Source organism: Bacillus marinisedimentorum (genome assembly GCF_001644195.2).
Classification (GTDB): Bacteria; Bacillota; Bacilli; order Bacillales; family Bacillaceae_O; genus Bacillus_BL; species Bacillus_BL marinisedimentorum.
Map to the genome: position 1 here is coordinate 15,089 of NZ_LWBL02000013.1, position 20,106 is coordinate 35,194.

Sequence of the window (20,106 nt, forward strand, 5' to 3'; positions counted from 1 at the left end):
CATACATCCACAAAAGAGTTTTCAAATGAAATGACAAGTTCCATATCATGATGAGGAGGTACTTTAATGAATGTATCAGTTGAACATACGCCTAACCCAAACGCGGTCAAAATAACAGCGCCGGAAAACCTTTTCCAGGAAGGGAGTGTTTCCGCAAGCTCGGCCGATCAGACCGAACATCCAGTATTGAAATCACTCCTTTCAATCGCCGGCGTAGATAATGCCTTTGGAAACAGCAACTTTGTCACGGTAACAAAATCCCCTTCGGTTGAGTGGGCAGCCATCATGCCGGAGATCGAAGCGTTTTTTGATGAGTACGGCAAATAAGCTGTTGTGAAACTTCTATAATATTGTGGACCAAAAAGGATGGGAGGCGCTCCCATCCTTTTCATCTTCCTGCAATTTGCAGACAAGCGGTGCCCGTGTCCTGGTTTAGTCAGCGTGAATAATGGCCAGTGCTGCGTGAAAACCATGAGCTGCGAGGGTGAAACCGCGGCACAACTGCTGCCCTTCTGCCCTAACATGAAGAAAGGCCCTGCTGAATGCTGTACATGACCAACAATCAGCAGAAGCCTCCAACAGAAACCGCTATCCTGCTTTCTTACCGTTTCACGGCTGCTCCAGCGTAAACATCTTAACAACTGTCAACTTTTCCGGTTCTGCTTCTTCTCCATCAACCTTTGAAGCTGTTACGGTCAAAGCTGCTTCATATTCACCTGCCGCTGCCTGCTCCGTTTTCCATTCATCAGACCAGCTTTTCGATTCACCGGGCTTGAGGGTGATGGTTTCAAGCGCCTGAGTGAACATTCTGCCGTCCGAGTATCGGTATACCTCATTCCCCGCTGAATCGGTTACGATTATTTCAAATTTCTGTCCGCTGGTAAACTCGATATCCGACTCATTATCCCCTTTGTTCGCGATGGTTATCGTAAAAGCAACAGCGTCCTCTCCAGGTGCGGCTTCACCTGATACTTCAAGGCCGCCAGCCTTCTGTTTTTCATCATCACTGTCAGAACCGTTTACAGGAGCACTTTTTTCAGATCCGCAGCCTGCCGCCAATAACAGCAGGGCTGCAGCAAGAACCCATTTTTTCAGCATAATTGCCGACCCCTTTCATCTCTAAAACTATTCGCGCCGGAAGAAACCGAATATCCCGGTTGTCTCGACAATGTTTGTAAATGCCTGAGGGTCCACTTCCCTGATAATATGCTCAAGATCATAAAGCTCATAACGAGTAATGACCATAATAAGCATTTCCTTATCTTCCTTTGTGAAAGCACCTTTAGCAGGCAGTGTGGTAATGCCGCGGACGAGCTTCGAATGAATCGCCTTTTGCAGCTCTTCACCCTTTTTCGTGATGATCATTGCCGTCAGTTTCTCATGTCGTGTATGGATCGCATCTATGATCCTTGTTGAAACATAGAGGGTGACCAGCGTATAAAGCGCTTTTTCCCAGCCAAACAGCAAACCTGCAGTAACAATAATGACACTGTTCAGGACAAAAATATAATTTCCAACCGGACGGTCTTTCATACGTGAAAGAACCATCGCCACAATGTCAAGCCCGCCTGTCGAAGCACCCCACTTCAGCGTGAACCCGATGCCGAGTGCGGCTATGACACCGCCGAATACAGCATTCAGCAGAATATCCTCCGATAACGGATAAATAGGGATTACTTCCAGAAAAAAGGTGGTTGTTGCAACACTGACGAAGCTGTATATCGTAAAAGACTTGCCGACCTTTTTCCAGCCGAGTACCGTAACCGGGATATTCAGGACAAACAACAGAATACCAGTCGAAATATGTATCGAAGTGAATGCAAAAATACTCGATAACAGCTGCGCTACTCCTGTAAAACCGCTGGCATAGACATTTGCAGGGATTAAAAACAGGTTAAGGGAAAGTGCATTCAAAAGTGCACCGATTACTACAATGACGAATTTTTTCGATTCCAGCAGCACAATCTTTCCTCCTTTTCATTTCCATCAAACCATCTGTCTGTTCCATCATTTATATCCTACCATTTCCTTAATGACTGCAACAGAACAACAGGATGATATATACCCATACCCCACTTGCATTTCTCTTCTAACGCGGAATTGTACAGAATATGGATTGAATTTTTCGATTTTTACGGATAAACTGAAGTAAACTGAGAGTAGAACCGAGAGAAAGGTGAGACGTATGAACGTTAAAATCATTGCTGACAGCGGGACTGACTTGCCGCTTTCCTTCTTCCAGGAAGAAAGCATCGAGTATTTGCCGCTTGTTGTCCACTTGAATAATGAAGACTATTTTGACCATGAAACGATTAAACCGATTGATGTGTATGATGCAATGAGGGCAGGTGCCATTCCTAAAACATCACAGATCTCACCGGTCCGTTTCAAAGACGCTTTCACGAAATATGCCGAACAGGGACAGTCCTGCATCTATGTCGCCTTCTCATCTGAACTTTCCGGCACCTATCAGACAGCCGTCATGATGAAAAATGAAGTCCAGGAAGAATACCCTGATTTCAAACTCGAAATCATTGATTCAAAAGCGGCTTCACTCGGCCATGGCCTTATCGTCAAAGAAGCGGCTAGACTGGCCAAAGACGGCAGATCATTGGATGAAATCAAAGAGCGTGTCCTCTTTTACAGAGACCATATGGAGCACTTATTTACAGTGGACGACCTTGAATACTTATATAGAGGCGGAAGAGTAAGTAAGACAAGTGCGTTTGTCGGTACCCTCCTTAAGATAAAGCCGCTTTTGCATGTTGAAGAGGGAAAACTTATTCCGCTTGAAAAATTGCGCGGCAGTAAAAAGGTGTTAGGCCGGATGGTTGAATTGATGGACGAAAGAGGCGAAGGTCTTGATAAGCAACTTGTTGCCATCAGCCATGCCGACAGCCTTGAGCGTGCGGAAGAGCTGAAAAGCATGATCCAGGATAAATTCGGCACAACTGAATTCCTTATCGAGGACATCGGTGCCGTCATCGGTTCACATGCCGGCCCGGGCACAATCGCGCTATTCTTTTTAAATAAACTTCCACAATAACAAAACTCGCATACATACTGCCTTTCCGCTTGCTGCATCCTATATATAAAGGATTCCAACGGAAAGGAGCGAGCATCCATGCCGACAAAAGATGACGATAAAAAGGCGAAAGACAACAACGCAAAGCGCCAGCTGAAAAATGAACGCCGCGACCAGAACAGACAGCGCGGCGAACGGCAGTTTTCCAAAAAAACAGATCACCTTTAATATTCGAAAACGCACATTTCATCACACCGGGAATGTGCGTTTATTTTTTATTTGGCTGTAGGAAATGCCCCGTTCGGATCGGCAATGTCCCTTTTTTTGCAGCAAGGAGTGTCAGTTTCATGATTGCGTGACAGCTGATGTATGAGTTTTAAACGGTTCTCTGGCAAGTTTCAACCCCAAGCGGAGATTTCACGCGGATTGGACCGCAGCTATGTCATTAAAATGCACGTCACAAATTCGTGTTTTTATGCGGAAATCCCCTATTTCACACCCCAATTTAATATTCAAGCCAGATGATCGCTGTTCCACACCCCACGGCTTCACGGCCACTATGCCCACTCACCCGGCATTCAAACGCCGCACTCAATCCGATCAACCGGCCCTCTTCCATCTCATAAACCTGACAATCTGTTCCATCAGTATGCACACGATAAGGCCAAGGATCAGTCCGTTATTGACCACAGTCTGCAAAAATGACGGCAGGCTGTGTACGGCATCCGCAGGCACAAACATGCCGCCAAAGCCAATCATAATTGAAACAGCAATAATAAAATATTCCGTCTCACTGGGATCAGCCTCCACGTATGACTTGAGACCGATGCCAATGAGACTTGCGATCGGCACGAATACAGTTGCATATCCTACTGGCGCCGGCAGTGCCGCAAAGAATGATGTGACTGCTGGAAAAAGACTGATGGCAGCCAGCAGTCCGCTTCCTATCATAAAAGGGAGCCGTTGCGCCACTTTTGTTTCTTTTATGAAACCAGCTGTGCCAGAAATCGGCACTGGGCCAACTGCTGAAAAAATACCGCTCAGCCACTGGTTCACAGCCATGACGAAACTGGCCTTTTCCATATTGACGGTTTCCGTACGGTGTCCCTGCTTCTCCAAAACAGATTCAACAGCCTGAACGGTCGCAATCATATTTGTCAAAAGGAGCAATCCTACCAAAATGGCTGTCACTCCCATGCCGGCCTGGAAAGATGGCATGCCCCAAACGAAAACTTCGGGAACAGACATCCATCCTTCCGCGGGTTTAACGGCAACGGTTAAATCAAATGCCGCAAACAGGATCCATCCGATGATCAATGTAATTAGAACGGAATAACTGCTCAACAGACGATTGGAAGACTTAGAAAGTAAAATTGAAATGATGACGACTACAAATGACAGCACTGCGACCCGGACATGGATGCCTTCTGTCACATAACCGATGCCGAGCATCCCCTTGATAAAAGATCCGCTCAACTGTGCGCCGAGCAAAATCAAATATGTTCCTGTAACAAGCGGCGTAAACAGCACACGGATATATTTGACAAGCTTAAAAACAGCAAGAAAGGCAAATAAAAAACCGCTGATGAACAGCGCCCCTTCCAACTGCCTCAGCGCATCATAAGGATCGAGACCGCCTGCTGCCGCAAAGCCTGCATAGATTAAAAAGATCCCCCACCACAATCCGGCCGGCCCTTCCATGATCGGCAGCCTATGGCCGAGCGCCGCCTGAAGAATCCCGGCGATGCCAAGGACAAACAGTGTCCGCTGCATAAAAGCAGCGATTTCGGGCAAGGGCAGGCCGAATGCGCTGCCAATGGAAAGCGGAGCAACGATGCTGCCGGCAAGTATGAAAACAAACCATTGCAAAGACCCGAGTGTTGTCCGCATGTTATTCCCCCTTTCGTTTGTGGCTTTTCCTTCCCTTTAGGTTTAGCAGAAAATTAACCGTGACCTTACCTTATTATGAATGCCCATGTTAAGCCTCAAGATTATCATCAGCGTGGTTTTTATCGGACGTAGACTTCTGGTTCCACTGAAAATCACCTCGATTTCCGCGGAGCTTCCGGACAATCTTCCTCACCCGGGCTGCTGGCCTTGTGGCGTCCGTATTCCCAAGGATGTGAATAAGCGTCCCCGGAAGTCCTGTGACTATCCAAACCTCCAGCGAAGCCGGGGCTCGATGGTTCGGCAGCAAAAAGCGAAGACTGGTTTTGACGACCCTCCTATCAACTTGTTAATTCAGCGCCTTCCGTAAACAACTTGATTTTCTTCCGTTAATACAGGATATTATGTATATAAAGAGGTACGGATTGGAGGAATAAAAATGGCAAAAGACAGTTCATTTGATATTGTATCAAAAATTGACATGCAGGAAGTCAGCAATGCAATCAATATCGCAAAAAAAGAAATTCAAAATCGTTATGACTTCAAAGGCTCAAAAAGTGACATATCCCTTGATGACGAAGAACTGGTGCTCATTTCAGACGATGAGTTCAAGCTTGAACAGCTTAAGGACGTCTTGATCGGCAAACTGGTGAAACGAGATGTGCCTGTCAAGAACCTTGATTACGGAAAGGTTGAGCCGGCTTCAGGCGGGACCGTGCGCCAGCGCGCCAAACTCGTCCAGGGCATCGATAAGGAAAACGCCAAGAAAATCAACACGATTATCAAAAACGCCAACCTGAAAGTGAAAAGCCAGATTCAGGACGACCAGGTCCGTGTCACCGGCAAAAGCCGCGATGATTTGCAAAAAGTGATTGCAGCCATCAAAGAGTCCGACCTGCCCATTGATGTACAATTCGTCAACTATCGGTAATCACCTAAAGGAGACATAGGTTTGCAGGATCTGTTTCGGGTAATTCGTTCCCTGAAAAACGGGAATGGTCATGATTACCGGTGTACCATTTCCACTAATCGGATACAAATGAATTTATCCTGCGGCTTTTACAGGAACGATTCACTCAGAATCGTTCCTGTAATTGGGGTATACCTGTTTATGAAGACGATTCCCTTAAAATCGCCCCCTCCCCTAATTGACGAAAATCTAGTTTATAAATGCAACCCTCTCACGCCCTTACCATCCTCCCTGGCCAAAGCAGAAATACAATATGCGAATACTTAGTCATTTATTGAGCTCCACCTGATGCTCCCCCGTAAACTCAGCAGTCCAGTTCCCTACATACCGAGTTTTCACTATTTGTATACAGCTTTCCTGTCTTTCTTCACGTATACTATTGAAAGAATCAGCTCTTTACGTCAAATGGACTTATTCACTTTAAATACGTTAGAAAGTTCACAAACTGTTCAATGAATCCCCATTGATTCCATATACCTCTTCCCGTATTATTGAGGATGTAGATGAGATACCCGCGGGGGTAACAAATAACTCCCCCGCTTTTTAAAAGAAAAAGTTTGTTCATAACTTAACATTTTACTTTTTAAAGGATTAACATCCGTAGGAGGAATTCATATGTCAAAAAAAATCGTAATCGTCGGTGGAGTAGCTGGCGGTGCAACTACAGCAGCGAGACTTCGCAGACTCGATGAAACATCAGAAATCGTTCTTTTTGAAAAAGGTGAATATATTTCATTTGCAAACTGCGGTTTGCCATATTATATCGGCGAGACAATCAAGGATCGTGATGCCCTTTTAGTACAGACAGTTGAAGGCATGTCAAAGAAATTCAACCTGGACATCCGTAATCTAAGTGAAGTTGTCAGCATTGACCGCAATCATAAGACAATTGTCGTAAAGAACGTGCAAACCGGTGAGCTTTATGATGAAACGTATGACAAACTTGTCCTTTCGCCTGGAGCCAAGCCGCTTGTTCCGCCAATTCCGGGCCTTGATAAAGCTGAAGATGTCTTCACTTTGCGCAACATACCGGATACGGACAAAATCAAAGATTTCGTAGATAATGCAAAACCTGGAAAAGCGACTGTCATCGGCGGCGGGTTCATCGGCGTTGAAATGGCTGAGAACCTTCATGAACGAGGCGTGGAAGTGACACTTGTCGAAGCAGCAAACCAGATCATGGCACCTGTTGACTATGAAATGGCATCCATTCTTCATCAGCATTTGCGTGATACAGGGGTCAACCTCATTCTTGAAGACGGAGTGAAGGAATTCAAAGATTATGGCCGCAAAATTGTGCTTAACAGTGGTTTGGAAGTCGAAAATGACCTTGTCATCCTGTCAATCGGTGTCAAGCCTGAAAGCAAACTCGCCGTTGATGCCGGACTTGAAGTCGGGGAACGCGGCGGCATTAAAGTGAATGACTATCTGCAAACGAACGACCCGGACATTTATGCAATTGGTGATGCAATCGAAGTTACCGACTACATCACACGCAAGCCGACAATGATTCCGCTGGCGTGGCCGGCAAACCGCCAGGGCCGGATTGTCGCTAATAACATTTATGGAAAAGAAGAAAGATATCAAGGCACAATGGGTACATCGATTGCCAAGGTATTTGATTATACTGTTGCAGCAACCGGAAACAATGAAAAACTTCTCCAGCGCCACGGTATCGAGTACAAAGTTGTTCATGTCCACCCTGGTTCACATGCAGGATATTATCCTGGATCCTATCCAATTGCGCTGAAATTGATTTTTGATCCGGATACCGGCAAAATCTTCGGTGCCCAGGGTGTCGGCCAGGATGGTGTCGATAAGCGGATTGATGTCATTGCGACTGCAATAAAAGGCGGCCTGACTGTTGAGGACCTGCCAAACCTTGAGCTTGCCTATGCTCCTCCATTCTCTTCCGCAAAAGATCCTGTCAACATGGCCGGATATGTAGCTGTAAATATGATGGAGGAAATGACAGATACGGTCCAGTGGCATGAAATTGATGAAATTGTTGCCAACGGCGGCTACCTGATCGATGTCCGCGAACCGGCAGAACGTAAATTCGGCTATATCAAAGGCTCGAAAAACATTCCGCTTCCTGAACTTCGTGAACGCTTGAATGAACTTCCGAAGAATGAAGTCATTCACGTAACATGCCAGGTCGGCCTGCGCGGATACCTTGCAACAAGACTCTTGACCGAAAACGGCTTTACCGTGAAGAACCTTGACGGGGGATGGAAAACATACTCTTCTGTATTCGGCACAGGAGTTGGAGCCGCTGACACTGAAGTCAATGATTCCGGTGTAGCCCGCGCTGCAAAAAAAGATGAAGAAATATAAGAAATGCGCAAGGCGCCCGCTTAGCGGCGTACGCATAAGCGGGGGTACCCGCAGGAAGGCGGTTTTTCCTTCCGGAGGGGATCACCGCTTATGACGATAGCCGCTGGCGCCTGGAGCTGGACATTGATCCTGCTTGAAAACTTACCTTTCTTACCTATTAAAAGATGAGCCATTTGAAAACCAGGCGTGCGTTTACGCCTGGTTTTTTCGGTCTATAAAGGGATCAGAAATCAAAAAAAACTTCCTTTGAAATGACGAGCATATGCGTGTCGGGATTCCCATCTTCAGCAGGCTTTTCAGGAATGCCTGCCATTTGTTTTTCTCCCTCACTTTTGGCAAACACAAGTGTTTCAAGAGCAGGCGCTGTTAATTCGTTCATTTTATGCACAGAAATATAGACTTCATCAAGCGGCAATGTGCTAAAAGCTGCTTTCAACATTTCTTTAATGGCGGCTGCATAGAAGCCTGGCTTATCCTCCACTATCCACATTTCAAGTTCAGCGTTACGTCTGTCCCTGTCAATGTTAACCAGTGAGGCAATCCCAGCCAGCCGGGCATCCTCATCCAGGATGCCCCTGCTGTAAGTTGTGCCCTTCTCTTCTTCCTCATTCATTTTCTTAATATGATCCATTACATCATAAATCGAATCCATCCGGAAGCCAGGATATTCCGCTTCGTTGTTATTCCGGCTGAGTTTGAATACACCTTCCGCATAACTGCCATCCAACTTGACAAGCATCCTGGAATCACCGTACCTTCCTTTTTCTCTTAAGATATGCCCTTAATCATATCATAAGAAGAGATGTTGTTCAGCGGGTGTATGAAATTGTTACGAGTTTTTAAAACTATCAACGTTTTTAACGAAACGGGACATCAGCAATTCATCGGCATATTCGCCATTTTTCAATTTGATTTGGTTTACTTTCCGGCCTTCTTTACGGAAATTCAGTTTCTCATATAACCGGATTGCATATTCGTTTGTCGCAAACACTTCGAGAGTCACTTTTTCAATAAGCGGGTGGGTGCTGGCCCAGTCAAGCAGGGAAAGAATCATCAGTTTGCCTACCCCTTTGCCGCGCATCTGTTTTTTTACGCTGATCCCGAATGTTCCGGTATGGGCTGTTCGTTTGCGGCGGCCGTTTTTGAAGCTCAGCACGCCGATGATACGGCCATATTCTTCAGCAACGAGCAGAATGTCGCCGTGATGATCGCTGTGTTCTTTGATCCATTGCTTTTCCTGGGTCTCAGAGATGGTGAATTCTTCAGGAGAGGTCAGCATATACTCACTGTCACGGATTACTTTCCATGTATGTTCCATTACAGCGGCTGCATCTCTCACTTCTGCTTCCCGGAGTGTGATGATTTCACCGCTTGCCAGTTTGTATGTCTGTGGAAATGCCATGATTCCCCCGCCTTCCTGTCCCGAATTTTTGTTTTCTGACTAATCTGCCTGTGGAAGAGTGATCATGAAGGTTGTGACACCCTGGCATGATGTGACTTTCACTAAGCCATTATGTTTCTCGACAACTTGTTTGCTTACGGACAGACCCAATCCTGCCTTTAATTCCTTCGTTGTTATAAACGGTTCGAAAATACTGTCCAGAAGATGACCAGGTATCGGCATGCCGTTATTGGACAGGCTCAAGACTATGCTGCCGTCTGTGGAAGGGTGAAGTTTCACCGTAATGCAGCGTTCATTTTCTTTTTTCGTCAGCGCTTCCACTGCATTGTTTAAAATGTTCAGTACAACCTGCTCCAGCTGGTCTTTTGCGCCACATACGATGCAATTGTCTTCAATGTCAGTTGTGACTGAAATATTTTCATCTGCAAAAAGAGGATACATAAATGAAGCCATTTCTGTAACTAAAATGGAAAAATCAATTTTTTCCATGACATCATCAAGTCCTTTTTGCCTGGACAGGAGCAAAAACCGCGATACATTTTCTTCGAGCACCTTCATCTCCTGATCAATCACATCGAAGTAAAGGCCTGTTTGTCCTGTTTCCGATCCGGTTTCTTTCAGCATGCCGATAAAGCCTTTGATACTTGTAAGGGGATTGCGGATTTCATGGGCAAAGCTTGCAGCAAGCTGTCCGAGCAGCGTCAGACGGTCATGGTGCATTTCCTGGATAAACCGGTTTTTGTTCTGGATGACGTAATCTTTCTGACGGGAATATTCTTTTACCGCGTGATACGTGTAAAGATCGAAGACTTCTGCTACAATCCTCATTCCCTTCAGCTTTAAAGTCTCCGTCAAATCCGATTCATAAATGGTTTCATCAATCGCTTTCCGCCCTGCCTGGATGTTGGAAACAAATACACTGATATCCACATCTGCAGCCGTCCGTTCTTTTGCTATTTTATGTGTCAGCTCGACAATTTTGGCTTCATTCGACTTATCCATGAAAGATATAACAAGTTCAATCGTCTGCCAGGCATTCGAAAGGATTTCCCCATAAAATGGATCCTGCTCCGATAAATTCGCTGTTGTTAGCCAGTTATCGATAATGACAGGTCTGTTATCATGCAAGAAATCCTTGAACAGCTTTTGAAAATCATCAGTCACCTGCTCAGCCATCGACAGAATCCTCCCTTCAAAAAACCTGTATAATAGTAGAATTATAACAAATATCCCGACGGGTCTGCCGTTGTTTTTTGTCGATTCCATCTTTTTCCTCACCTTGTTTTTCCATTCTTCAGTTTTAATATCTCTTTGAGGGGATAAAGTATAGTGTTGAAACGATTTTTTTCAACCGAAGGAGGAGCAAGGATGTCAGAAAAGCAAAACAAAAAAACGATGCCTCCGCAGCATCAGAACCATCAGCCTGGTATCGAAGCAGAAATGAATCCTTTGCCTGAGTACGAAGACAAAAATTACACACCAAGCGGAAAACTGAAAGGGAAGACTGCAATCGTTTCAGGCGGAGACAGCGGCATTGGACGCGCAGTATCATTGTTGTTCGCAAAAGAAGGAGCCAACGTCGCCATTTCCTATCTGGAAGAAGACAGTGACGCGGAAAAAACGCGGTCTCTTATCGAAGAGGCAGGCGGCAAGTGTTTGTTGATTCCAGGGGACATCGGTGAAGAGTCTATCGCCCGCGATGTCGTGCAAAAAACAGTCGATGAATTCGGCGGACTTGATATTCTAGTCAATAATGCGGCAGAGCAGCACCCTCAGGAAAAGCTTGAAGATATTTCCGCCGAACAATTGGAGCGCACGTTTAAGACAAATGTATTCGCTTTTTTCCATATGACGAAAGCGGCACTCGCTCATTTGAAAGAAGGAAGTTCAATTATCAATACAACATCAATCACAGCTTACGAAGGGAACCCGCAACTCCTTGACTACTCATCTACAAAAGGGGCAATTGCCGCCTTTACTTACTCGCTTTCCCAGAGTCTTGTCAAAAAAGGCATCCGGGTCAACGGTGTCGCACCAGGACCAATCTGGACACCGCTCATTCCGTCCACGTTCTCTGCTGAAAAAGTCGGGAAATTCGGCGGTAACACTCCGATGAAGCGCCCGGGACAGCCGCGCGAGCTGGCACCGGCCTATTTGTACCTTGCATCTGATGACTCTTCATACGTGTCAGGCCAGGTAATCCACGTCAACGGAGGTACGATTGTAAACAGTTAACACATGAAGACAAACATATTAAAGGAGAGATGAAATATGGCAAACGAAGATCGAATGAAAGGTCAATGGAATCAGTTGAAAGGTGAAGCTAAAAAACAGTGGGGGAAACTAACTGACGATGAGCTCGATATGGTCGATGGCCAACGCGATAAATTATCGGGTAAAATCCAGGAACGATATGGAAAGGCAAAAGAAGATGCCGATCGGGAAGTTGATGACTTTATCGATAACCGTGTCAATACGGACAATCTTTAATATCAAAGAATGAAAAAGAGAAGCGCCCGTGCGCTTCTCTTTTTTTGCTGCCTGGATGGGATGTGGGAATGGGAGCGTGTCTTCCTCTTCTATTGGGTGCAGACTTAACTTCCATATGTCTCGTGACCCAAAGTCTATCTTTATTCGGGTTACGGGCACTGGAAATTGGTTTAAGTGATTAAACCCACTTCATTCCCCATTTCGGGACGCGGCCTCCGTACATTTCGGGCTGCGGCACCGCACCGCCATGCAAATGAATGGCCTCCCTTTTTACAAAGAAACGTTTAAATTTCTATCTTGCGTAAGCGTGTACACCTTTTCAAACACCTGCAGCTCGGCTTTGTCTCCTTTTTCTAGAGTGAACGTCACTTGCTCCTTCATAACACTGATCAGGAAGCGGCGGCCGCGATGGTTGATTTTGAAGGTATATTCATCCCATGCTTTCGGAATGAACGGCTTGAATGAAAGCTTGCCGCCTTCAACCCGCACCCCCGCGAATCCATGCACGATGGACAGCCAGGAGCCGGCCATGCTTGTGATATGCAGTCCGTCTTCGGTATCGTTGTTGTAGTTGTCCAAATCAAGGCGGGCTGTTCGCAAGTAAAGATCATATGCTTTTTGTTCATAGCCGATTTCCGCGCCAATAATGGAATACACACATGGTGACAGCGAAGATTCATGGACGGTGCGGGGCTCGTAAAAATCAAAGTTGCGCTTCTTCTCATCCATGGAATAGCGGTCATTCAAGAAATACAGTCCCTGTAAGACGTCGGCCTGTTTAATGAAACAGGAACGGAGGATTTTATCCCATGACCAGTTTTGGTTCAGCGGCAGATTTCCTTCCGGAAGTTCGCTTACAAGGATTTGTTCTTTATCCATATAACCATCCTGCTGAAGGAAAATACCCTGTTCATCATCAACAGGATAGTACATCTTCTCAATAATCTCCTGCCATCTGGAAGCCTCTTCGCTGCTCAGGGCGAGTTTTTCAACTAGTTCTTCATAGCGGCCGGTATATTTCTCTTTTAAAAGTTCAAAGACTTCGAGCGTATATTCAAGCGTCCATGCCGCAATCCGGTTTGTGTACCAGTTGTTATTGACATTGTTCTCATATTCGTTCGGCCCGGTAACGCCAAGCATCATATATACGTCTTTACGAGCCTGGTAATTGACACGGGATGCCCAGAATCGGCTAATTTCCGCCAACACTTCGAACCCGTATTCAGGCAGGTATCCTTCATCGCCTGTGTAACTTACATAGTTATAGATCGCATGTGCAATTGCACCGTTTCGATGAATCTCTTCGAAGGTGATTTCCCACTCGTTATGGGATTCTTCCCCGTTCATTGTCACCATGGGGTACAGGGCTCCTTTCAAGCCCAGTTTCGCGGCGTTTTCTTTCGCTTTCTCAAGATGTTTGTAACGGTAGATTAATAGATTCCGGGCAATATGCTGATCCGCTGTGCCTAGATAGAAAGGCAGACAGTAAGCTTCAGTATCCCAGTATGTGCTGCCGCCGTATTTCTCGCCGGTGAAGCCTTTCGGGCCGATATTGAGAGTCGGATCCTCGCCGGTGTAGGTATTGTACAGGTGGAAAATATTGAAACGTATCCCCTGCTGTGCTTCCGCATCTCCGAGAATCCGGACATCGGCTCCTTTCCACCGTTCTTCCCATGCGTTTTTTTGTTCATCGAATAGCTGACCGAATCCTTTATTAAATGCTGTTTGCGCCAGTTCACGCGCCCTGTCAGCAAGTACTGTTTTCTCAATGTCCCTGCTTGTTGCGACTGCGGCTACTTTGACGAGTTCAACCGTTTCACCAGCATTCGAACTTACTGCAATCGTGTTTGCGATATATTCTGCTTCATTCACCACTTCTATTACTTCAGCATTCCGTCCGCCGTTAACGCCTGCCTTCATAGCTGATGACACATCGTATTCCGTTTTGCGGGTTCTCATTGTGAGCAAGCCTTCATACTCTACTGCACTGTGTTCCACAGGCATCCAGAAGTCTTCATCATAGTTGGCGTCCTCGTTGCGGACATCTCCATCCAAATACGGAGTAAAGGTAATACGGGCATCATGGTTGAGCGGTGTCACTTTATAGGATACGGCGGCAATCTCCTTTTCGGCGATACTGAAAAAGCGGGTCACTTCCACTTTTGTTCTCCGCCCTTTATCATCAGTCACTGTAAATGTGCGGAAAAGATAGCCGTGCTTCATGTTCAGCTCGCGGTAAAAGTCATTAAACTCAACTTTCGCAAGATCGATCTCGGTATCGTTGATGCTGACATTTATACCTGTTATATTTGTGGCATTCAGCACTTTGGCGAAGTATTCAGGATAGCCGTTTTTCCACCAGCCGACCCTGGTCTTATCAGGATAATAGACTCCGCCGATATATGTCCCCTGGTGTGTATCGCCGGAATACGTTTCTTCGAAGTTCCCCCGCATCCCCATGTAGCCGTTTCCAAGACTCATCATGCTTTCAGCCAGGCGGTTATCTTCTGTATGCAGTTTATCTTCGACGATTTTCCATTCATCCACTTTAAACAGTCTTTTCATCGGTTTCACCCTCTAATCATGTAATGGTAAGCGCAACCGCTTGCACTTTTCTGAAAAAAACGGGTCCCGCGGTTAGGGACGGCTATTGCAGGACTCGCGTTTTACAATATGATGCGGAACAATCACCCGCTTGGCGGGGGTGTCCGGCTGATCTATTTTTTCAATCAGGCATTTGCATGCTTCATAGCCAAGTATATGAATCTGAATATCCACTGATGTCAGGGCCGGACTTGATAACTCGGCAAGCATCAGGTTGTTGAAGCTGATAACGCATACATCATCAGGCACCTTAAAGCCCATATCATCTAGCCTGCTGAGTACACCAAAAGCCATCAAATCATCTGCTACAACGAGTGAGGTCGGCGGCTCTTCAAGGGACATCAATTCCGAAACCGCTTCCCGGCCGCCTTCTCTCAGAAATTCTTCATGAACGATGTATTCTTCTTTCTGCGGCAGCCCGGCCTTCACCAGAGCGGCCCGGTACCCTTCAACCCGGTCGGTTGTAACAGTAAGATCACTTGAACCGCCGACAAACGCGATGCGGCTTTGGCCGGCATCAATCAGATATTCTGTCGCTTCATATGCAGCGTTGAAGTTATCGTTATCAACGTGCATGATCTCATCAGCATGGTCGAGCGGTTTTCCAATAACGGTAAATGGGAAGCCCTGCTCGTATAAATATTCCAGCACGCGATCGTTTTTCCGGGAATATAGAACAATAATGCCATCTACCCTTCTGCCGTGCACCATCCGCACAACGCCTTCGAATATCTCTTCTTCCGTTTGCCCGGTTGTAATGTACAGCGCATATTCCTTATTGTGGGCCATTGTGCTGATCCCGCGGATGACTTCCGGGAAAAAAGGATTTTGCAGTACGTCGTTGGCCGAGCTCGGCATCACGATTCCAAGTGCCTGCGTCGATTTGTTCGCAAGGCTCCTCGCATTGAAATTCGGATGATAATTCAGTTCTGCCATCGCCTCGCGCACACGCAGTTTTGTCTTTTCACTGATGCGCGGACTATCGGCAATCACCCGGGAAACCGTGGAGGGCGCCACTTTGGCCAGGTGTGCTACATCTTTTATTGTGACAGTCATGCTCAACCACTTCCCTATCTGCTTGCTGGAATTTTTGCATATCTTTTTATTTATTTTACACCATTTCCTGTCATGGTAGGACCGGATACTATGAATCCATTCAAAAATCCAGGCTGCTTTCGCAAACATTGCTGCTCTATTAAAAAGGGGACTGATTTAAGCTGCAGGTTCCCGCTTTTCGCACTTGCACAAGCCGTGCTGCCCTATACATTGCCAGGACGCGGCAGCTTTCACCACTGGATCCTTCTTTTTATCGAGCCTCATCATTTCTGTTCCTGCAGGATTAAACATCTTTCGCTACAAACAACCTGTTTTAGAAGCAGAGTATGTTGTCCAATACGATGGTAAAAACAACAATCATTCAAAGTTAAAGTGTTACACGGTAATTGGCAGTACCTGACGTGTCTTTTGCAGAATCCCTGTCCATTTTTTTGCCGTTGACCACCAGTTCTTGATTATCGCCTGCACAATGGACTGAAAGCGTCCAGCTTTTCCAGCCGCTGTCAAATCCGGCACCGCTCTTCTCGATTATCACATCGATTCCGCCGGGAGTAAAACGGGCTTCAAACCCAAGTTCAATATAATTGCCGTCCATATAGGAAAACGTTTTGCCGTCATCATCATAAAGCGTGAAAGATGCGGTCCCGTTTTCAGCTGCAAACAGGTGGATGACCGGGTTTTCTTCTTTTGCTTCGGTCGATTGCTTCACTGTTCCGTGGACAAGGAAAGATCCTTTTTTTATAAATAACGGCAATGTGTCAAGTTCTGCCCTGTATAAAATGAATTGTCCGCCGTCATAGACGGTTCCATCCCAGTAATCCACCCAGGAACCTTCAGGAAGACACACAGCCCTGTGCGTTGTACCAGGTGTCATGATTGGCGCTGCAATGACACTGCTTCCAATCATGAATTGATCGGACATGGTATATGTGTTTGGATCATCCGGATACTCCATGAAAAGCGGACGCATGACAGGAAGCCCTTTATCGCTTGCTTCTTTAAAAAGGGAATATAAATGCGGCAGCCACTTGTAGCGGAGTTCAATATACTTTTTAATGACTGCTTCATATTTTTCACCGAATGACCATGGTTCCTGGCGGACTGTGCCGATTGCGCTGTGATTGCGGAAATACGGCGTGAAAGCGCCGACTTGAGTCCAGCGGGCAAGGAGCTCCCCATTTGAATCATGGGCGAATCCCCCTACATCAGGCCCGGTGAAGGCTACACCTGAAAGTCCGAGATTCATGCACATCGGCAGTGACATTTGCAGGTGCTCCCAGAAACTGCGGTTGTCACCGGTCCATACGGCGGCATAACGCTGCACACCGGAATAACCGGCTCTCGTCAGCAAAAACGGCCGCTTTCCATCAAGCTGCTGTTTCATCCCTTCATATGTCGCCTTTCCCATCAAGAGCCCGTATATGTTGTGGAGTTCACGATGGGTGGCCGGCTTGCCGTCATTTTCATGGATGACTTCCGTGTCCATCGTTTTTGTTTCATTAAAGACGGCCGGTTCATTCATATCGTTCCAGATGCCTTCGATACCGAGATCCGTGTAGAATGAATGTTTTGACCCCCACCACTTGCGGACATCCTTCTGTGTGAAATCCGGAAATGCGCTTTTTCCCGGCCAGACCTCGCCGTAGTAAACATCTCCCTCAATATATTTACAGAACCTGTCCCCGCGGATGCCTTCCTGGTAAGCGGAGTATTCCGGATCCTTTTTCACGCCCGGGTCGACAATCGGGACGATGCGGATACCGGCTTTTTTCAGGTCATCCACCATTTTATCCGGTGACGGGAACCGGTCGCGGTCGAAAGTGAATACACGATATCCGTCCATATAATGGATGTCCAGGTAAATGACATCAAGCGGGATGCCTTTTTCCAGGAACGTGCCGGCAAGCTCACGAACTTCCTGCTCCGTTTCATAACTGTAGCGGGATTGATGATAGCCGAGCGCCCACTTTGGCGGCAGCGGCATCGTGCCGGTCAGTCTCGTATATTGCGATACGACCTCCTTTGGTGACGGGCCTGCAAGAAAGTAGTAATCAAGCTGCCCGCCTTCTGCAAAAAAGGAATATTCTTCTTCGGAAGTTTTCATGTCAAAAACCGTTTTGAATGTGTTGTCGAAGAAAATGCCGTATGCTTTGCCTTTTCCCAATCCCATGAAGTAAGGAATGGATTCATAAAGGGGGTCAGTCTCCGGATTATGCGGTGCATAAACATCCGTGTTCCACATCTCAAATTTTTCTCCCCGTTTATCCAAAAACCCTGACTTTTCTCCGAACCCATAAAAATGGTCCTCAGCAGCCATTTCCTTAAAACAGATCACCTCATTCGATTCTTTGAAGCCCATCCCTTTTTTGCCTTCACTTAAAATTGGCGTGCCGTCCGGGGCGAAAAAAGAAAGCCGGAATGGTTTCTTGCTGATAGAAGCATGTACATTGTCCGTTTGAATGGTGATTATATCTTCCGCTTCCTTAACAGGCACTTCCGCGTTTTCAAATTTGCCGGCAAGTGCTGCACTTGATAAATGCTTCGGCTCAGAAAACGGGTTCATCACAATCCGGATGATATCGGCACTGTATACAATCAAATCAACATTTCCATGTTCACATTGAAAGGAATGGACACCGTTTTTTTCTTCATAATTCACCAGACTGCCAATGTCATGATAAGGTGTGTTATCAAGACTCTTCTTCTTGCCGGGATGAATCGCAAAACTCGTATCGTCTAACATGATGTCCTCCTCCATTGCATTTTTAGGCTCTGGCTTTTTTCCTTCTTTTCAGTGCGAGGATGATGAAAAGGATAAATATGCTGTAGATGATTACCAGCATTGAAATAAACGGAATGTTCAAACCTGACTTTTCTTTTAATAGATATACATTCGCTTTTTCCCTATCCATGATGATGTTATACCCGTTTTCATCGGCCCGCACAAGGTCATCTTCCACAACTCCCTGCAGTTCCATACCTTCTGGAAGCTGGTCATTTCCAAGTGTCACCGATTGCGTCTTCGTTGAGTTGTTGACAGCAAGTACACTCGTTTCCCCTTCATACTCCCTTTTAAAGACAGCCATCCCGCCGTCGCTGTGCAGGAGTTCGAAGGTGCCCCTCCGCAGCGACGGCATATCCTGGCGCATCTGGCCCAGACGTTTCACATTATCCGCATACTGCGTATTGGAGCGGAAGTCCATCAAACGGCGGTTATCCGGGTCAGGGCCGCCATCCATGGCAATTTCTGTTCCCTGGTATAGAATGGGGATTCCCGGTGCTGCATACAAATACGTAAGCGCGAGCTTCAAGCGGGTTTCCGGGTTATGTTTTTTCAGACTCGCTTTGCGGACGAATCTCTCATTGTCATGGTTATCAAGGAAATTCGCCTGCAAATACGGATGGTCAAAAAACGTTTCTGTATGTTTCCAGGTATTGTACATACCTTCCACCTTTGTATCCGGCTCTGAGAAAACCCTCACCGCTTCTTCGTAAAACGGATAATTAACGAACGAATGAATTCCGGTATCCTCGTAGTCCGCTACATAACGCGGATCTTTGTGCCAGACTTCGCCCATCAGGAAAAAATCTTCTTTCACTGTCCGCATTTCCTTTGAAAATTCTTCCCAGAACGGCTTCGGTACGTGTTTTACGGTGTCGAGGCGATAGCCGTCAACATCTGTTTCCTCAATCCACCATTTTGCCATATCAAACAAGTATTCTTTTACTTCCGGGTTTTCCGTATTTAAATCAGGCAGCCCGGCAAGCCAGCCGTTTTCGACCTGCTCCTGGTTTTGCCAGTTGCTTATCGTCATTTCATCATGAAACCAATCCTGCTTATCGGGATCTGGCAGCCACTCGTGCTCATAGCCAGTATGGTTGACGACCATATCAAGCATGACTTTCATGTCACGTTTGTGGGCTTCTTTCACCAGGCGTTTCATATCTTCCATTGTGCCGAAATGTTCATCCACTTTGTAAAAATCTTCAATCCAGTAGCCGTGGTATCCTTTTTCTTCATTGTCCATAACAGGGGTCAGCCAAATGGCTGTCGAACCGAGCTCTTTGATATAATCCAGCTTATCGATGATCCCCTGTATATCCCCGCCTTTATAAGCGCGGGGGTCATCATAATCAACATCATAGTCGTTGCTGTTGTCTCCATTATTAAACCGGTCCACCATAATGAAATAAATTGATTCATCTTGCCAGCTTCGTTCTTCTTTTTCAGCAGCTTCTGCAGGGAAGGCGTAAAAAAGAAGAAACGGGATTAGCAGCAGACTGAAAGCTTTTTTGCTCATCCTCGTTCCTCCTCAGACTAATTATTCATTACCA

General features: G+C 46.3%; 17 protein-coding genes. 7 read left to right on the plus strand and 10 right to left on the minus strand.

Features of this window, described 5'->3' with window-relative positions:
* Positions 1-66: 66 nt before the first annotated feature.
* The gene (locus A4U59_RS03670) at positions 67-327 is read left to right on the plus strand and encodes a NifU N-terminal domain-containing protein (protein WP_070119809.1); all 261 of its coding nucleotides are present in this window, start codon (positions 67-69) and stop codon (positions 325-327) included.
* A gap of 282 nt (positions 328-609) precedes the next feature.
* Here A4U59_RS03670 and A4U59_RS03675 read toward each other — a convergent pair whose 3' ends face one another.
* Both A4U59_RS03675 and A4U59_RS03680 read right to left on the minus strand, forming a co-directional pair.
* Complete coding sequence (locus A4U59_RS03675) at positions 610-1,098, minus strand: BsuPI-related putative proteinase inhibitor (protein ID WP_083270636.1); 489 nt, start codon at positions 1,096-1,098, stop codon at positions 610-612.
* A 27-nt stretch (positions 1,099-1,125) separates the two neighbouring features.
* The gene (locus tag A4U59_RS03680; protein ID WP_070119810.1) at positions 1,126-1,965 is read right to left on the minus strand and encodes a YitT family protein; all 840 of its coding nucleotides are present in this window, start codon (positions 1,963-1,965) and stop codon (positions 1,126-1,128) included.
* 220 nt (positions 1,966-2,185) lie between these two features.
* Here A4U59_RS03680 and A4U59_RS03685 point away from each other — a divergent pair, with 220 nt between their 5' ends.
* Both A4U59_RS03685 and A4U59_RS21035 read left to right on the plus strand, forming a co-directional pair.
* Complete coding sequence (locus tag A4U59_RS03685) at positions 2,186-3,046, plus strand: DegV family protein (RefSeq protein WP_070119811.1); 861 nt, start codon at positions 2,186-2,188, stop codon at positions 3,044-3,046.
* Positions 3,047-3,124: 78 nt separating this feature from the next.
* The gene (locus tag A4U59_RS21035) at positions 3,125-3,253 is read left to right on the plus strand and encodes a DUF3941 domain-containing protein (protein WP_106406289.1); all 129 of its coding nucleotides are present in this window, start codon (positions 3,125-3,127) and stop codon (positions 3,251-3,253) included.
* A 372-nt stretch (positions 3,254-3,625) separates the two neighbouring features.
* Here the strand turns inward: A4U59_RS21035 and A4U59_RS03690 are convergent, their stop codons facing one another.
* The gene (locus tag A4U59_RS03690; protein ID WP_070119812.1) at positions 3,626-4,915 is read right to left on the minus strand and encodes a purine/pyrimidine permease; all 1,290 of its coding nucleotides are present in this window, start codon (positions 4,913-4,915) and stop codon (positions 3,626-3,628) included.
* 436 nt (positions 4,916-5,351) lie between these two features.
* On the opposite strand from A4U59_RS03690, the gene A4U59_RS03700 reads away from it, so the two are divergent.
* Positions 5,352-5,843 (plus strand): YajQ family cyclic di-GMP-binding protein, encoded by a 492-nt coding sequence (locus A4U59_RS03700; protein ID WP_070119814.1) that lies wholly within the window; start codon positions 5,352-5,354, stop codon positions 5,841-5,843.
* A 654-nt stretch (positions 5,844-6,497) separates the two neighbouring features.
* Positions 6,498-8,219 (plus strand): CoA-disulfide reductase, encoded by a 1,722-nt coding sequence (locus A4U59_RS03705; protein ID WP_070119815.1) that lies wholly within the window; start codon positions 6,498-6,500, stop codon positions 8,217-8,219.
* Positions 8,220-8,442: 223 nt separating this feature from the next.
* On the opposite strand, the gene A4U59_RS03710 is transcribed toward A4U59_RS03705, so the two are convergent.
* From A4U59_RS03710 to A4U59_RS03720, 3 genes are all read right to left on the minus strand, one after another.
* Positions 8,443-8,958 carry a GNAT family N-acetyltransferase gene (locus tag A4U59_RS03710; RefSeq protein WP_070119816.1) on the minus strand — a complete coding sequence of 172 codons (516 nt, stop codon included), beginning with the start codon at positions 8,956-8,958 and terminating at the stop codon, positions 8,443-8,445.
* 90 nt (positions 8,959-9,048) lie between these two features.
* Positions 9,049-9,621, minus strand: coding sequence for a GNAT family N-acetyltransferase (locus A4U59_RS03715; RefSeq protein ID WP_070119817.1), 573 nt, complete (start codon positions 9,619-9,621; stop codon positions 9,049-9,051).
* 39 nt (positions 9,622-9,660) lie between these two features.
* Positions 9,661-10,797 (minus strand): histidine kinase N-terminal domain-containing protein, encoded by a 1,137-nt coding sequence (locus A4U59_RS03720; RefSeq protein WP_070119818.1) that lies wholly within the window; start codon positions 10,795-10,797, stop codon positions 9,661-9,663.
* 192 nt (positions 10,798-10,989) lie between these two features.
* On the opposite strand from A4U59_RS03720, the gene A4U59_RS03725 reads away from it, so the two are divergent.
* Positions 10,990-11,856: an SDR family oxidoreductase gene (locus tag A4U59_RS03725; RefSeq protein ID WP_070119819.1), complete on the plus strand. Its 867-nt coding sequence runs from the start codon at positions 10,990-10,992 to the stop codon at positions 11,854-11,856.
* Between the two features lie 36 nt (positions 11,857-11,892).
* Positions 11,893-12,111 carry a CsbD family protein gene (locus A4U59_RS03730; RefSeq protein WP_070119820.1) on the plus strand — a complete coding sequence of 73 codons (219 nt, stop codon included), beginning with the start codon at positions 11,893-11,895 and terminating at the stop codon, positions 12,109-12,111.
* A 270-nt stretch (positions 12,112-12,381) separates the two neighbouring features.
* Here the strand turns inward: A4U59_RS03730 and A4U59_RS03735 are convergent, their stop codons facing one another.
* The 4 genes from A4U59_RS03735 to A4U59_RS03750 form a co-directional block, all read right to left on the minus strand.
* Entirely contained in the window at positions 12,382-14,676 is a 2,295-nt protein-coding gene (locus A4U59_RS03735) for a glycoside hydrolase family 65 protein (protein WP_070119822.1), read from the minus strand.
* Positions 14,677-14,748: 72 nt separating this feature from the next.
* The gene (locus A4U59_RS03740) at positions 14,749-15,771 is read right to left on the minus strand and encodes a LacI family DNA-binding transcriptional regulator (RefSeq protein WP_070119823.1); all 1,023 of its coding nucleotides are present in this window, start codon (positions 15,769-15,771) and stop codon (positions 14,749-14,751) included.
* Positions 15,772-16,138: 367 nt separating this feature from the next.
* Positions 16,139-18,514, minus strand: coding sequence for a glycoside hydrolase family 31 protein (locus A4U59_RS03745; protein WP_070119824.1), 2,376 nt, complete (start codon positions 18,512-18,514; stop codon positions 16,139-16,141).
* A 22-nt stretch (positions 18,515-18,536) separates the two neighbouring features.
* The gene (locus A4U59_RS03750; RefSeq protein WP_070119826.1) at positions 18,537-20,072 is read right to left on the minus strand and encodes an alpha-amylase family glycosyl hydrolase; all 1,536 of its coding nucleotides are present in this window, start codon (positions 20,070-20,072) and stop codon (positions 18,537-18,539) included.
* Between the last annotated feature and the right edge of the window lie 34 nt (positions 20,073-20,106).

What these genes read in the sequence shown, in the direction of transcription:
- A4U59_RS03670 (WP_070119809.1), top strand. Translation starts at nt 67, where the DNA reads ATGAATGTATCAGTTGAACATACGCCTAACCCAAACGCGGTCAAAATA.
- A4U59_RS03675 (WP_083270636.1), bottom strand. Translation starts at nt 1,098, where the DNA reads ATGCTGAAAAAATGGGTTCTTGCTGCAGCCCTGCTGTTATTGGCGGCA.
- A4U59_RS03685 (WP_070119811.1), top strand. Translation starts at nt 2,186, where the DNA reads ATGAACGTTAAAATCATTGCTGACAGCGGGACTGACTTGCCGCTTTCC.
- A4U59_RS21035 (WP_106406289.1), top strand. Translation starts at nt 3,125, where the DNA reads ATGCCGACAAAAGATGACGATAAAAAGGCGAAAGACAACAACGCAAAG.
- A4U59_RS03690 (WP_070119812.1), bottom strand. Translation starts at nt 4,915, where the DNA reads ATGCGGACAACACTCGGGTCTTTGCAATGGTTTGTTTTCATACTTGCC.
- A4U59_RS03700 (WP_070119814.1), top strand. Translation starts at nt 5,352, where the DNA reads ATGGCAAAAGACAGTTCATTTGATATTGTATCAAAAATTGACATGCAG.
- A4U59_RS03705 (WP_070119815.1), top strand. Translation starts at nt 6,498, where the DNA reads ATGTCAAAAAAAATCGTAATCGTCGGTGGAGTAGCTGGCGGTGCAACT.
- A4U59_RS03710 (WP_070119816.1), bottom strand. Translation starts at nt 8,958, where the DNA reads ATGCTTGTCAAGTTGGATGGCAGTTATGCGGAAGGTGTATTCAAACTC.
- A4U59_RS03715 (WP_070119817.1), bottom strand. Translation starts at nt 9,621, where the DNA reads ATGGCATTTCCACAGACATACAAACTGGCAAGCGGTGAAATCATCACA.
- A4U59_RS03720 (WP_070119818.1), bottom strand. Translation starts at nt 10,797, where the DNA reads ATGGCTGAGCAGGTGACTGATGATTTTCAAAAGCTGTTCAAGGATTTC.
- A4U59_RS03725 (WP_070119819.1), top strand. Translation starts at nt 10,990, where the DNA reads ATGTCAGAAAAGCAAAACAAAAAAACGATGCCTCCGCAGCATCAGAAC.
- A4U59_RS03730 (WP_070119820.1), top strand. Translation starts at nt 11,893, where the DNA reads ATGGCAAACGAAGATCGAATGAAAGGTCAATGGAATCAGTTGAAAGGT.
- A4U59_RS03735 (WP_070119822.1), bottom strand. Translation starts at nt 14,676, where the DNA reads ATGAAAAGACTGTTTAAAGTGGATGAATGGAAAATCGTCGAAGATAAA.
- A4U59_RS03740 (WP_070119823.1), bottom strand. Translation starts at nt 15,771, where the DNA reads ATGACTGTCACAATAAAAGATGTAGCACACCTGGCCAAAGTGGCGCCC.
- A4U59_RS03745 (WP_070119824.1), bottom strand. Translation starts at nt 18,514, where the DNA reads ATGTTAGACGATACGAGTTTTGCGATTCATCCCGGCAAGAAGAAGAGT.
- A4U59_RS03750 (WP_070119826.1), bottom strand. Translation starts at nt 20,072, where the DNA reads ATGAGCAAAAAAGCTTTCAGTCTGCTGCTAATCCCGTTTCTTCTTTTT.